Origin of the sequence: Streptomyces syringium (assembly GCF_017876625.1) — a bacterium.
Classification (GTDB): domain Bacteria; phylum Actinomycetota; class Actinomycetes; order Streptomycetales; family Streptomycetaceae; genus Streptomyces; species Streptomyces syringius.
On the sequence record NZ_JAGIOH010000001.1, the window covers coordinates 5,625,323 to 5,639,974 of the forward strand.

The 14,652-nt window shown below is 70.1% G+C and carries 9 protein-coding genes; all 9 read left to right on the forward strand.

All coding sequences use genetic code 11. The annotated features are described in order from the left end of the window. The first annotated feature begins 209 nt into the window (after nucleotides 1-209). Nucleotides 210-5,717, forward strand: coding sequence for a HAMP domain-containing protein (locus tag JO379_RS25170; RefSeq protein ID WP_209517081.1), 5,508 nt, complete (start codon nucleotides 210-212; stop codon nucleotides 5,715-5,717). Between the two features lie 274 nt (nucleotides 5,718-5,991). After that, the gene (locus tag JO379_RS25175; RefSeq protein WP_130881860.1) at nucleotides 5,992-6,675 is read left to right on the forward strand and encodes a response regulator; all 684 of its coding nucleotides are present in this window, start codon (nucleotides 5,992-5,994) and stop codon (nucleotides 6,673-6,675) included. Between the two features lie 190 nt (nucleotides 6,676-6,865). Further along, nucleotides 6,866-9,685, forward strand: coding sequence for a DNA translocase FtsK (locus JO379_RS25180; RefSeq protein ID WP_209517083.1), 2,820 nt, complete (start codon nucleotides 6,866-6,868; stop codon nucleotides 9,683-9,685). Between the two features lie 247 nt (nucleotides 9,686-9,932). Next, the gene (locus JO379_RS25185; RefSeq protein WP_130881858.1) at nucleotides 9,933-10,742 is read left to right on the forward strand and encodes a helix-turn-helix domain-containing protein; all 810 of its coding nucleotides are present in this window, start codon (nucleotides 9,933-9,935) and stop codon (nucleotides 10,740-10,742) included. Between the two features lie 116 nt (nucleotides 10,743-10,858). After that, entirely contained in the window at nucleotides 10,859-12,352 is a 1,494-nt protein-coding gene (gene rimO, locus JO379_RS25190; protein WP_130881857.1) for a 30S ribosomal protein S12 methylthiotransferase RimO, read from the forward strand. Further along, the gene (gene pgsA, locus JO379_RS25195; RefSeq protein ID WP_130881856.1) at nucleotides 12,349-12,969 is read left to right on the forward strand and encodes a CDP-diacylglycerol--glycerol-3-phosphate 3-phosphatidyltransferase; all 621 of its coding nucleotides are present in this window, start codon (nucleotides 12,349-12,351) and stop codon (nucleotides 12,967-12,969) included. The genes rimO and pgsA overlap by 4 nt, the downstream gene beginning before the upstream one ends. Continuing rightward, entirely contained in the window at nucleotides 12,966-13,532 is a 567-nt protein-coding gene (locus JO379_RS25200; RefSeq protein WP_130881855.1) for a CinA family protein, read from the forward strand. Before pgsA ends, JO379_RS25200 begins: the two co-directional genes overlap by 4 nt. A gap of 94 nt (nucleotides 13,533-13,626) precedes the next feature. After that, nucleotides 13,627-14,010 carry a helix-turn-helix domain-containing protein gene (locus JO379_RS25205; RefSeq protein WP_086566431.1) on the forward strand — a complete coding sequence of 128 codons (384 nt, stop codon included), beginning with the start codon at nucleotides 13,627-13,629 and terminating at the stop codon, nucleotides 14,008-14,010. Nucleotides 14,011-14,157: 147 nt separating this feature from the next. After that, nucleotides 14,158-14,628 (forward strand): Dps family protein, encoded by a 471-nt coding sequence (locus JO379_RS25210; protein ID WP_209517085.1) that lies wholly within the window; start codon nucleotides 14,158-14,160, stop codon nucleotides 14,626-14,628. Nucleotides 14,629-14,652: the final 24 nt, after the last annotated feature.

A 14,652-nucleotide genomic window follows, 5' to 3' on the forward strand; every position in this document is an offset into this window, starting at 1 on the left:
ACCGGGACACTTATGGTGACGTCCCCCTTGGCCAGGGCTTTCGCCGGGCTCATGGCCGTGCCGGTGGACAGCCCCTGCCCCGTAGTCTTCAACGACTTCTCCGGGGTGTGGTTACGCTCCAACTGGCAACCTCTTCTGCGGGCCGGGGTGAAAGACTGGGAAGCTGAGGTAGGCCCGACAAGGATGATCGACCCTGCGGGAGGGACACGGTGGAGTCTGGCGCAGCGGCGCGGGGCGTGAGCACGCGCGCGAAAGGCGGACGATCCCGGACCAATGGGACGACGCAAGTGGACACGGCGGCGCTGAACCGGCTACTGGCGGCCCTGGCGGCGATGCGGGACGGCAACTTCCGTAAGCGTCTGACGGTCTCGGGTGACGGTGCGATGGCCGAGATCGCCGCGGTCTTCAACGAAGTCGCGGACCGCAATCTGCAGCTGACCGGCGAGCTGGCGCGAGTGCGCCGGGTGGTCGGACGTGAGGGAAAGCTCACGGAGCGGCTGGAGGTCGGCGCCTGCGAGGGTGCGTGGGCCGCGGCCATCGATGCCTCGAACGCCCTGGTCGACGACCTGGTGCGGCCGGTGTCCGAAGTGGGCCGGGTGCTGTCGGCGGTCGCCGAGGGCGATCTGGAACAGCGGATGGACCTGCGCTCGCAGGGCGCGGACGGCGCGGCGCACCCGCTGCGCGGCGAGTTCCTCAAGGTGGGCCGCACGGTCAACGGCCTGGTGGACCAGCTGTCGGCGTTCACCGACGAGGTGACCCGGGTGGCGAGCGAGGTCGGGACCGAGGGCAAGCTCGGCGGTCAGGCCCGGGTGCGTGGAATGTCGGGTTCGTGGAAGGACCTGACGGACTCCGTCAACACCATGGCGTCCCGGCTGACCGCCCAGGTGCGTGATATCGCCCTGGTGACGACGGCGGTCGCCAAGGGCGACCTGTCCCGCAAGGTCACCGTGCACGTGGCCGGCGAGATGCTGGAGCTGAAGAACACCGTCAACACGATGGTCGACCAGCTGTCCTCGTTCGCTTCCGAGGTGACCCGGGTCGCGCGGGAAGTGGGCACCGAGGGCGAGCTGGGCGGCCAGGCGCAGGTGCCCGGCGTCGCGGGTGTCTGGAAGGACCTCACCGACTCGGTCAATCTGATGGCCGGCAATCTGACGGCCCAGGTCCGCGGGATCGCGCAGGTGACGACGGCGGTCGCCAACGGCGACCTGTCGCAGAAGGTCACGGTGAGCGCGCGCGGAGAGGTCGCGCAGCTCGCCGAGACGATCAACCAGATGACGGAGACCCTGCGCACCTTCGCCGACGAGGTGACCCGGGTCGCCAGCGAGGTCGGCGCCGAGGGCCTGCTCGGTGGTCAGGCGCAGGTGCCGGGTGCGGCGGGGACGTGGAAGGACCTCACCGACTCGGTGAACACCGCCTTCCGCAACGTCACCACGCAGGTCCGCGACATCGCGCAGGTGACGACGGCGGTCGCCAACGGCGACCTGGGCCAGAAGGTCACCGTCGATGTGTCCGGCGAGATGCTGGAGCTGAAGAACACCGTCAACACGATGGTCGACCAGCTCCAGTCCTTCGGTGCCGAAGTGACGCGGGTGGCGCGCGAGATCGGCGTCGAGGGCGAGCTGGGCGGTCAGGCGCAGGTGCCGGGTGCGGCGGGGACGTGGAAGGACCTCACCGACTCGGTGAACACCGCCTTCCGCAACCTCACCGGACAGGTGCGCAACATCGCCCAGGTGACAACCGCGGTCGCCAACGGCGACCTGTCGCAGAAGGTCACCGTCGATGTGTCCGGCGAGATGCTCCAGCTGAAGAACACCGTGAACACGATGGTGGACCAGCTGTCGTCCTTCGCCGACCAGGTCACGCGGATGGCGCGGGACGTGGGCACGGAGGGCCGGCTCGGCGGTCAGGCCCGGGTGGACGGCGTCAGCGGCACCTGGAAGGAGCTGACCGACTCGGTCAACTTCATGGCCGGCAACCTCACCTCGCAGGTGCGGCAGATCGCGCAGGTCACGACGGCGGTGGCGCGTGGTGATCTGTCGCAGAAGATCGATGTCGATGCGCGCGGCGAGATCCTGGAGCTGAAGAACACCATCAACACGATGGTCGACCAGCTCTCGGCCTTCGCCGAGCAGGTGACCCGGGTCGCCCGCGAGGTGGGTACGGACGGCCGTCTCGGCGGCCAGGCGCAGGTGCCGGGCGTGGCCGGTGTCTGGCACGATCTGACGGACTCGGTCAACGGGATGGCGGGCAATCTGACCGCCCAGGTCCGTAACATCGCGCAGGTCGCCACGGCGGTGGCGCGTGGTGATCTGTCGCAGAAGATCGATGTCGATGCGCGCGGCGAGATCCTGGAGCTGAAGAACACCCTCAACACGATGGTGGACCAGCTGTCCTCGTTCGCCGACCAGGTCACGCGCGTGGCGCGCGAGGTGGGCACCGAGGGCATCCTGGGCGGCCAGGCGGAGGTGCAGGGCGTCTCCGGCACCTGGAAGGACCTCACCCAGTCCGTCAACTTCATGGCCAACAACCTGACTTCGCAGGTGCGCAACATCGCCGAGGTCACCACCGCCGTCGCCAAGGGCGATCTGTCGAAGAAGATCACCGTCGATGCGAAGGGCGAGATCCTCGAACTCGTCACGACGGTGAACACGATGGTCGACCAGCTCTCGGACTTCGCCGAGCAGGTGACCCGGGTCGCCCGCGAGGTGGGCACGGAAGGCCAGTTGGGTGGCCAGGCGCGGGTGCGGGACGTCACCGGCATCTGGAAGGACCTCAGTGACAACGTCAACCTGATGGCCAACAACCTGACCAGCCAGGTGCGGAACATCTCGCAGGTCGCGGGCGCGGTCGCCAACGGCGACCTGACCAAGAAGGTCACCGTCGAGGCCCGCGGCGAGGTGGCGCAGCTCGCCGACACCGTCAACACCATGGTGACCACGCTGTCGTCCTTCGCGGACGAGGTCACGCGGGTGGCGCGCGAGGTGGGCACCGACGGCATCCTCGGCGGCCAGGCCCGGGTGCCCGGCGTCAGCGGCACGTGGAAGGACCTCACCGAGTCCGTGAACTCGATGGCGTCCAACCTCACCGGCCAGGTCCGCAACATCGCGATGGTGACCACCGCCATCGCCCAGGGCGATCTCACCAAGAAGATCGACATCGACGCGCGCGGTGAGATCCTCCAGCTGAAGACGACCATCAACACGATGGTCGACCAGCTGTCGTCCTTCGCCGACCAGGTCACCCGGGTCGCCCGCGAGGTGGGCACCGAGGGACAGCTGGGCGGCCAGGCCCGGGTGCGCGACGTCGACGGCACCTGGCGCGACCTGACCGAGTCGGTCAACGAGATGGCGGGCAACCTGACCCGGCAGGTCCGGGCCATCGCCGAGGTCGCCACCGCGGTGACCCGCGGCGACCTCAACCTCAAGATCGACGTGGACGCCGCGGGCGAGATCCTGGAGCTCCAGGACAACATCAACACGATGATCGCCAACCTGCGCGAGACCACCCTCGCCAACAAGGAACAGGACTGGCTCAAGGGCAATCTCGCCCGCATCTCCGGTCTGATGCAGGGCCGCCGCGATCTGGAGGACGTCGCCGGGCTGATCATGAGCGAGCTGACCCCCGTGGTCTCCGCGCAGCACGGTGCCTTCTTCCTCGCGATGCCGACCGGCCTGCCGGAGAGCGAGGGCGAGGAGGACGCGTACGAGCTGCGGATGCTCGGCTCGTACGGCTACTCGATGGGCTCGATGCCCACCTCTTTCCGGCCCGGTGAGACGCTCATCGGGACGGCGGCGCAGGAGAAGCGCACCATCCTGGTGGAGAACGTGCCGCCGGGCTATCTGAAGATCGCCTCCGGGCTGGGGGAGGCACCGCCGGCGCACGTCATCGTGCTGCCGGTGCTGTTCGAGGGGCAGATCCTCGGCGTGATCGAGCTGGCGTCCTTCCAGCCGTTCGCGCAGATCCAGAAGGACTTCCTCAACCAGATCGCCGAGATGATCGGCACCAGCGTCAACACCATCAGCGTCAACACCAAGACCGAGGTGCTGCTCAAGCAGTCGCAGGAGCTCGCCGAGCAACTGCGCGAGCGGTCGCTGGAGTTGGAGAACCGGCAGAAGGAACTGGAGATCTCCAACTCCGAGCTGGAGGAGAAGTCCGAGCGGCTGGCCCGGCAGAACCGCGACATCGAGGTCAAGAACACCGAGATCGAAGAGGCACGGCAGGTGCTGGAGGAGCGCGCCGAGCAGCTCGCGGTCTCCATGCGCTACAAGTCGGAGTTCCTGGCCAACATGTCGCACGAGCTGCGCACGCCGCTCAACTCGCTGCTGATCCTCGCCAAGCTGCTCGCCGACAACGCGGAGGGCAATCTCTCCCCGAAGCAGGTGGAGTTCGCCGAGACGATCCACGGAGCGGGCTCCGATCTGCTCCAGCTGATCAACGACATCCTGGACCTGTCGAAGGTCGAGGCGGGCAAGATGGACGTCAGTCCGACCCGGATCGCCCTGGTCCAGCTCGTCGACTACGTCGAGGCGACCTTCCGGCCGCTGACGGCGGAGAAGGGGCTCGACTTCTCCGTGCGCGTCTCGCCGGAGCTGCCGGCGACGCTGCACACCGACGAACAGCGGCTGCTGCAGGTGCTGCGCAATCTGCTGTCGAACGCGGTGAAGTTCACGGACACGGGCGCGGTCGAGCTGGTCATCCGGCCGGCCGGCGCGGATGTCCCGGACACCATTCGCGAGCAGCTGCTGGAGGCGGGCTCGCTGCGCGAGGCCGACGGTGATCTGATCGCCTTCTCCGTCACGGACACCGGCATCGGCATCGCGGCCAGCAAGATGCGGGTCATCTTCGAGGCGTTCAAGCAGGCGGACGGCACCACCAGCCGCAAGTACGGGGGCACCGGGCTCGGGCTCTCCATCAGCCGGGAGATCGCGCGCCTGCTCGGCGGCGAGATCCACGCGGCGAGCGAGCCCGGGCGCGGCTCCACCTTCACGCTGTATCTGCCGCTGACCTCCGGCGAGCTGCCACCGCAGGGCTACCCGCTCGCACCGGGCGGCCAGGCCGCCGGACAGCAGGCGCTGATGGCGGGGAGCGAGTTCGTGGGCGGTGACGGCCGGGCCGAGCTGCCCGCGCGCGGTGCCGCCGGGCTGCTGCTGCGCCGCCAGCGCGCGGCTCAGGCGGCGGGGGCGGCGTGGCCCGCCCTGCCCGGACGGGCCGAGGAGGCGGGCCCGGGGGCGCAGCCGCCGCAGGCTCCGCCCGTGCCGGCGTCCCCCCAGCAGGAGCCGTGGCTGAACGCCGCGCCCGGCGAGGGCAGGGACGCGGCGCCGAGCGGCTTCAGCGGCGGCTTCCACGGCGAGAAGGTGCTGATCGTCGACGACGACATCCGCAATGTCTTCGCGCTCACCAGCGTGCTGGAGCAGTACGGCCTGTCGGTGCTCTACGCGGAGAACGGCCGCGAGGGGATCGAGGTTCTCGAGCAGCACGACGACGTGGTGCTGGTGCTCATGGACATCATGATGCCGGAGATGGACGGCTATGCCACGACGGCGGCGATCCGCAGGATGCCGCAGTTCGCGGGGCTGCCCATCATCGCGCTCACGGCGAAGGCGATGAAGGGCGACCGGGAGAAGAGCATCGATGCCGGGGCGTCGGACTATGTCACCAAACCGGTCGACACGGATCATCTGCTGACGGTGATGGAGCAGTGGATGCGCGCTGAGTGACAGTTGGTTGGTCACTCTTTGTGCGTCTGCTGACTGACTGTGCTCAAAGACGTGTGGGAGCGCGGTATTCGGGGAACCTTCTGGTCTCCCACCGCGTTTCTGCTACGTGCACTGTGACATCGCGGTGACAGGGTGTGGTGACAGGCGGGGTACGGCTACGATGACCGGCACAAGGACGGGCGGCGCAAGGGAGTCGTCCCCTGGGGCGGCGCCCGGTGCTTCCCCTGGCTCTTCGGGCCGGGGAGACCCCAAGCCGGGGCGAGGAGGACGGGGCATGGTGCAGAAGGCCAAGATCCTCCTGGTCGATGACCGGCCGGAAAATCTGCTGGCGCTGGAGGCGATCCTCTCGGCGCTCGATCAGACACTGGTACGGGCATCGTCAGGGGAGGAAGCGCTCAAGGCGCTGCTGACGGACGACTTCGCAGTGATCCTGCTGGACGTCCAGATGCCGGGCATGGACGGTTTCGAGACCGCCGCGCACATCAAGCGGCGGGAGCGGACCCGGGACATTCCCATCATCTTCCTCACCGCCATCAACCACGGCCCGCACCACACCTTCCGCGGCTACGCGGCGGGCGCGGTGGACTACATCTCCAAGCCCTTCGACCCGTGGGTGCTGCGCGCCAAGGTCTCGGTCTTCGTCGAGCTGTACATGAAGAACTGCCAGCTGCGCGAGCAGGCCGCCCTGTTGCGGCTCCAGCTCGACGGCCAGTCCGGTCGCAGCGGGGTGGCGGAGACCCAGGAGCCCGCCGGGCTGCTCGCCGAACTCTCCGCGCGGCTCGCCGCCGTCGAGGAACAGGCCGAGGCGCTGTCCAAACAGCTCGACGAGTCCGCGGACGCGGCGGCCGTCGCCACCGCCGCGCACCTCGAGCGCAAACTCACCGGACTGCGCCGGGCCCTGGACGCGCTGGAGCCCGGGACCGGTGGCGGGGCGAGCGCGCTGCCCGCGCCGAGCTGACCCGCCGACCGCCCCTGGGTGTCACGTCCCCGCAGCAAGAGCCGGTCCGTGCGGGGACCGACGTGAGCCCTCGCCGTGCCCGCCCGACCTTTGACGCAGCGTCACCCCCGATATCACTGGGGGCCGACACGAATGGGTGAACGCCCGGGCGCACGTGTCCCTCGCGCCCGACGACGGTAATCTCGGCTCCATGGCCTCACGTACGTCCGGCAAGGGTTCCCAGAGCACGGCGGGCACCTCGAAGCAGCGCGCCGGACGCCCCGGGAGCGCGGCCAAGAAGGCACCCGCGAAGAAGGCACCGCCGAAGCCGGCGGGCAAGGCACCCGCCAAGCCCGCCAAGAAGGCCGCGGCGCCCGCGCGGAAGCCCGCGAAGAAGGCCGCGGCCAAGGCGGCACCCAAGCGCGCGTCCTCTCCGACCAGCGGTCTCTACCGCCTGGCACGGGCCGTCTGGCTCGGGCTGGCGCACACCGTGGGCGCGGTGTTCCGCGGCGTCGGACGGGGCGCGAAGGGGCTCGACCCGGCACACCGCAAGGACGGGCTCGCGCTGCTCCTCCTCGGCCTCGGCCTCGTCGTCGCGGCCGGCACCTGGTCCAACCTCGAAGGCCCGGTCGGGGACCTGGTGAAGATGCTCGTCACCGGTGCCTTCGGCCGGCTCGACCTGCTCGTGCCGATACTGATCGGCGTCATCGCCGTCCGGCTGATCCGGCACCCCGAGCGGCCCGAGGCGAACGGCCGCATCGTCATCGGCCTCTCCGCGCTGGTCGTCGGCGTTCTCGGCCAGGTGCACGTGGCCTGCGGGTCGCCCGGCCGGGGCGAGGGCGCCGAGGCCCTGCAGGACGCCGGCGGTCTGATCGGCTGGGCGGCCGCGAAGCCCCTGCTCTTCACCGTCGGCGAGGTGCTGGCCGTACCGCTGCTCGTGCTGCTCACCCTCTTCGGGCTGCTGGTCGTCACGGCCACGCCCGTCAACGCCATCCCGCAGCGGCTGCGGCTGCTCGGCATCCGGCTCGGCCTGGTCGAAGCGGAACCGGAAGAGCACGATCCGTTCGCGTCCGGGACCTACGACTCGGGGGAGTACGACGACGAGTGGCGCGACGCACCGGCGAGGCGGCCCCGACGGGCCGCGGCGAACCGGGCCGCGGCCGACACCGGCACGGACGCGGAGCGCGCCGAGGAAGAGGCACTGAGCAAGCGCCGCAAGCCGCGCAGGACGCCCGTGGAGCCGCCGGGCGACCGGCCGATGGACGCGGTGGACGTGGCGGCCGCCGCCGCGGCCTCGCTCGACGGAGCCGTGCTGCACGGTGTGCAGCCGTCGCCGCTCGTCGCCGGGCTCAGCAGCGCCGTCGCCGCCGAGCGGGAGCGGACCGGCGCGGTACCGACCGCGCGCGGCACCGGGAAGGCGGCGTCCGGCAGCAAGGCCGACGCGGTGTCCGCGGGCGCGGAGAGCGCCACCGGGAGCGTGCCCGACCTCACCAAGCCCGCACCCGAGCCCGCCCCGGGGCTCCCGGCGCGGGCCGAGCAGCTCCAGCTCGCGGGCGACATCACCTACTCGCTGCCGTCGCTGGACCTGCTGGAGCGCGGCGGCCCCGGCAAGACGCGCAGCGCCGCGAACGACGCCATAGTGGCCTCCCTGTCGAACGTCTTCGCGGAGTTCAAAGTCGACGCGGCGGTCACCGGCTTCACCCGCGGCCCGACGGTCACGCGGTACGAGGTGGAGCTGGGCCCCGCCGTCAAGGTCGAGCGGATCACCGCGCTCACCAAGAACATCGCCTACGCCGTCGCCAGCCCGGACGTGCGCATCATCAGCCCCATCCCCGGCAAGTCCGCGGTCGGCATCGAGATCCCGAACACCGACCGCGAGATGGTCAATCTCGGTGACGTGCTGCGGCTCGCCGCGGCGGCCGAGGACGACCACCCGATGCTGGTCGCACTCGGCAAGAACGTCGAGGGCGGCTACGAGATGGCCAACCTCGCGAAGATGCCGCACGTCCTGGTCGCCGGAGCCACCGGCTCCGGAAAGTCGTCCTGCATCAACTGCCTGATCACCTCGGTGATGATAAGAGCGACCCCGGACGACGTCCGGATGGTCCTCGTCGACCCCAAGCGCGTCGAGCTGACCGCCTACGAGGGCATCCCGCACCTGATCACCCCGATCATCACCAACCCCAAGCGGGCCGCCGAGGCCCTGCAGTGGGTCGTCCGCGAGATGGACCTGCGCTACGACGACCTGGCGGCCTTCGGCTTCCGGCACATCGACGACTTCAACGACGCCATCCGCAAGGGCAAGGTCAAGCCCCCCGAAGGCAGCGGGCGCGAGCTGCAGCCCTACCCGTACCTGCTGGTCATCGTGGACGAGCTGGCGGACCTGATGATGGTCGCCCCGCGTGACGTCGAGGACGCCATCGTCCGCATCACCCAGCTCGCCCGCGCCGCCGGCATCCACCTCGTGCTCGCCACCCAGCGCCCGTCCGTGGACGTCGTCACCGGTCTGATCAAGGCGAACGTGCCTTCCCGGCTCGCCTTCGCGACGTCCTCGCTCGCCGACAGCCGGGTCATCCTCGACCAGCCGGGCGCCGAGAAGCTCATCGGCAAGGGCGACAGCCTGTTTCTGCCGATGGGGGCCAGCAAGCCCGTCCGCATGCAGGGCGCCTTCGTCACGGAGGACGAGGTCGCGGCCGTCGTGCAGCACTGCAAGAACCAGATGGCGCCGGTCTTCCGGGACGACGTCACCGTGGGGACGGCGAAGAAGAAGGAGATCGACGAGGACATCGGCGACGACCTCGATCTGCTCTGCCAGGCCGCCGAGCTGGTCGTCTCCACCCAGTTCGGCTCGACCTCGATGCTCCAGCGGAAGCTGCGTGTGGGCTTCGCCAAGGCGGGAAGACTCATGGACCTGATGGAGTCGCGCAACATCGTGGGCCCGAGCGAGGGCTCCAAGGCGCGCGACGTGCTCGTCAAGCCCGAGGAACTCGACGGCGTGCTCGCCGTGATCCGCGGGGACGGCCAGGGGTAGCCGGCCGGGAAAACCGGAAAAACGAGCCGGTCGACCGTTTCCCCCGGCGGCGGGTCCCGTTGAGGGAGAGGGGGGAGCGATGGTGCTCCGCAGGGCGTCCCACCACCCGGTTCGCCGGAGGTCCCACGCCCGGCCCGGCAGAACATTCCGATGGCGTACAAAGTCCGGCTTCCCGCTTGCCCGACCCTTTCGCATCCCCCCTAGACTGAACCTCCAGCAGGTGGCTACACGCTCGAAAGGCGCCCACGTGTCCATCGGCAACTCCCCCGCGGACGACCGGCCCTCGATCGGCCGCGCACTCCAGCAGGCCCGCATCAGCGCCGGTCTGACCGTCGACGAGGTCAGCACGACCACCCGCGTGCGCATCCCGATCGTGCACGCCATCGAACAGGACGACTTCAGCCGCTGCGGCGGCGACGTCTACGCCCGGGGACACATCCGCGTGCTGGCGCAGACCGTCGGCCTGGACCCCGCCCCGCTCGTCGCGCAGTACGACGCCGAGCACGGCGGCCGCCCCGCGCCCACCCCCGCCGCACCCCTCTTCGAGGCCGAGCGGCTGCGGCCCGAGCGCCGGCGGCCCAATTGGACGGCCGCGATGGTGGCCGCCATCGTCGCCGTCGTCGGCTTTGTCGGCTTCACCCTCTTCAACGGCGGCAGCAAGGGCCAGAGCAGCTCCGTCGCGGCCGACACGGCCTCCGGCAAGCAGCCCGCGCCGAAGAGCCCCGAGGCCGCCCCCAGCAAGCCCGCCGACCCCAAACCGGAACCTTCCGACAGCGCCATCGCGGGCGTCCCGGCCAACAAGGTCACCGTCAAGGTCACCGCCGACAACGGCCAGACGTGGATGTCCGCCAAGGACCACAACGGCAAGCTGATCGAGGAGGGCGTGCTCAAGCGGGGCGCTTCCAAGACCTTCACCGACAACAAGCGGATCGACCTGGTGCTGGGCAATGCCGGGGCCGTGCAATTGTTCGTGAACGGCAAGGAGGTCAAGGATCTGGGTGACGACGGACAGGTTCAGCGTCTGAGCTACACCAAGGGTGACCCCGAAACGGGCTGACCAGCGCGAACGTGGTCGGCAGGCCCTGTGCGGCGAGCCTTCGGGTGACCAGGCTCTCCGCACTCGGGGGACACGGGGCAACGGATGTGGTGCCGGGACAAAGTAGGCTGAGCCCTATGCCCGAACGCCGTACCGTCGCTCTTGTCACACTTGGCTGCGCCCGTAACGAGGTGGACTCGGAGGAGCTGGCAGGCCGCTTGGCGGCGGATGGCTGGGACCTCGTCGAGGACGCCGCCGATGCCGATGTGGCCGTCGTCAACACCTGTGGCTTCGTAGAAGCCGCCAAGAAGGACTCCGTCGACGCCCTCCTCGAAGCCAACGACCTCAAGGATCAGGGCCGCACCCAGGCCGTCGTGGCCGTCGGCTGCATGGCCGAGAGGTACGGCAAGGAGCTCGCCCAGGCGCTCCCCGAGGCCGACGGAGTGCTCGGCTTCGACGACTACGCCGACATCTCCGACCGGCTCCAGACCATCCTCTCCGGTGGCGTCCACGCCTCCCACACCCCGCGTGACCGGCGCAAGCTGCTGCCGATCAGCCCCGCCGCCCGGCAGAGCGCGGACGTCGCCCTGCCCGGACACGCGCAGGAGGCCCAGGACGCCCAGGAGACCGCCCCGGCGGACCTCCCCGAGGGCCTCGCCCCGGCCTCCGGGCCCCGGGCACCGCTGCGCCGCAGACTCGGCTCCAACCCCGTCGCCTCCGTGAAGCTCGCCTCCGGTTGCGACCGCCGGTGCTCCTTCTGCGCCATCCCCTCCTTCCGCGGGTCCTTCATCTCCCGCCGTCCCTCCGACGTGCTGAGCGAGACGCGATGGCTCGCGGAGCAGGGCGTGAAGGAGGTCATGCTGGTCTCCGAGAACAACACCTCGTACGGCAAGGACCTCGGCGACATCCGGCTGCTGGAGACGCTGCTGCCGGAGCTGGCGGCCGTGGACGGCCTGGAGCGGATCCGGGTCAGCTACCTCCAGCCCGCCGAGATGCGGCCGGGCCTGATCGACGTGCTGACCTCGACCGAGAAGGTCGCGCCCTACTTCGACCTCTCCTTCCAGCACTCGGCCCCCGGCGTGCTGCGCGCGATGCGCCGCTTCGGAGACACCGACCGCTTCCTGGAGCTGCTCGACCAGATCCGCGCCAAGGCCCCGCAGGCCGGCGCCCGCTCGAACTTCATCGTCGGCTTCCCCGGTGAGACCGAGGAGGACGTCGCCGAGCTGGAGCGTTTCCTGGCCGGGGCCCGGCTGGACGCCATCGGCGTCTTCGGCTACTCCGACGAGGACGGCACCGAGGCGGCCACCTACGAGGACAAGGTCGACCCCGACGTCGTCGCCGAGCGCCTGGCGCACATCTCGCGGCTCGCCGAGGAGCTGACCGCGCAGCGCGCCGAGGAGCGCCTCGGGGAGACCCTCGAGGTGCTCGTCGACCGCGTGGACGAGGAGGACGGCGTCATCGGCCGGGCCGCCCACCAGGCACCCGAGACCGACGGCCAGGTCCTGCTCACCACCGACCGGGAGCTGGTGCCCGGCCGGATGGTCACGGCCAAGGTGGTGGCGACCGAGGGCGTGGACCTCATCGCCGAGGTACTCGGTGACGGAGGGTGTACCGAGGAGGCCGCCAGATGACCCGAGCCCCGGCCTCCGCCGCGGGAGGCCCCGCCCCGGCGACGGCCGTGCGGCCGGCCGGGTTGTGGAACATCGCCAACATCCTCACCATGGTGCGGCTGCTCCTCGTGCCCGGGTTCGTCCTGTTGATGATGCACAACGGCGGCTACGACCCGGCCTGGCGTTCCTTCGCCTGGGCCGCGTTCGCCGTCGCCATGATCACGGACCTGTTCGACGGCCATCTGGCCCGGATGTACAACCTGGTCACCGACTTCGGGAAGATCGCCGACCCGATCGCGGACAAGGCGATCATGGGCGCCGCGCTGATCTGCCTCTCGGTCCTTGACGACCTGCCGTGGTGGGTCACGGGCGTGATCCTCTTCCGGGAGGTCGGCATCACGCTGATGCGGTTCTGGGTGATCAGGCACGGGGTGATCCCGGCCAGCCGCGGCGGCAAGATGAAGACGCTCGCCCAGGGCGTGGGCGTCGGGATGTACATCCTGGCGCTGACCGGGCCCCTGGCCACGATGCGCTTCTGGGTGATGGCCGTCGCCGTGGCGTTGACCGTGCTGACCGGGCTCGACTACGTGAAGCAGGCCATCGAGCTGCGCCGGGCCGGCCGGGGATCCGCGCGATGAGCCCCGAACGGCCGGACGGCACGGCGGGCACGGCGGGCGACGGCGGGGCCGCCGCGGTGCTGGGTGCGCTGGTCGGGCGGGGCTGGACCGTGGCAGCGGCGGAATCGCTCACGGGCGGCCTGCTCGCGGCGGAACTGACCGCCGCGCCGGGCGCCTCCCGCGCGGTGCTGGGGTCGGTCACCGCGTACGCCACCGACGTCAAGCGCGATGTGCTGGGCGTGGCCGGTGAACTGCTCGCCGAGCGCGGGGCCGTCGACGCGGAGGTGGCCCGGCAGATGGCCCGCGGTGTGCGGAGTCTGCTCGGCGCCGACTGGGGGCTCGCCACCACCGGAGTCGCCGGACCGGACCCCCAGGACGGCAAGCCCGTCGGCACGGTCTTCGTCGCCGTGGCGGGTCCGGACGGTGCGGGCGTGGTGCGCGAGCTGTCGCTGGACGGCGACCGGGCGCGCATCCGGACCGAGAGCGTACGGGCGGCTCTCGCCCTGCTGCTGGGCGAACTGGCAGAGAACGCGGGGGCAAAGGATACGGAACACAACGGGGGGAATGGATGTTTGCAGCCCTGAGTGAACACGACATAGCTCCCCGCACGGCCGCAGCCGGAGGCGGTACGGTGGGGCGTGAAGGATCCGGATTCGCGGTCCAAGGAGGGAGCCACCGATGATTTTGCTCCGTCGCCTGCTGGGTGACGTGCTGCGTCGGCAGCGCCAGCGCCAGGGCCGCACTCTGCGCGAGGTCTCCTCATCCGCCCGGGTCTCGCTCGGTTACCTCTCCGAGGTCGAGCGGGGGCAGAAGGAGGCGTCCTCCGAGCTTCTCTCCGCAATCTGCGATGCTCTGGACGTACGGATGTCCGAGGTCATGCGTGAGGTGAGTGACGAACTGTCGCTCGCCGAGCTGGCGCAGTCGGCGGCGGCGAGTGAGCCGGTACCCGCGCCGATGCGGCCGATGTTCAATTCGGTGTCCGTGACGTCTGTAACGGGTGTGCCGGGGGAGCGTGTGACCATCAAGGCTCCCGCGGAGGCCGTGGACGTGGTCGCGGCCTGAGGCCAGTCCGGGAATGGTGTGTTTCCCGTCCAGGATCCCGGTCAGGAATCTGACCGGGATCCTGTGTTTTCCGCCCCTTCGGCACCTGTGTGCCATGGTGGATGAACGGGGATCGAACAGACCGGACAGTCGAAGAGGAGAACGCGGATGTCTGTCGTGAAGAGCCCGTTGTCCGAGCAGGACCGCAAGACCGTCGGTGATGCCCTCCAGGGGGCGCTCGTCGACCTGGTGGACCTCTCGCTCGTGGCCAAGCAGGTCCACTGGACCGTCGTGGGCCCCCGCTTCCGCTCGGTCCATCTGCAGCTCGACGAGGTCGTCGCGAGTGCCCGGCTGCACGCCGACGCGGTCGCGGAGCGTGCCTCGGCCCTCGGTGTCGCCCCGGACGGGCGGGCCGAGACCGTCGCCAAGACCAGCGGAGTCGACGCGGTCGGTGACGGCTGGAACAAGGACACGAGGGCGGTGCAGCTCCTCGTCGCCGCGCTCGGCGCGGTGATCACCCGCATGCGTGAGCGCGTTCAGGCGACCGGCGACCCCGACCCGGTCACGCAGGACCTGCTCATCGGTCTCACGGGAGATCTCGAGAAGCACCACTGGATGTTCCAGGCGGAGAACGCCTGACCGCCCGTGGTGACACACGCGGGA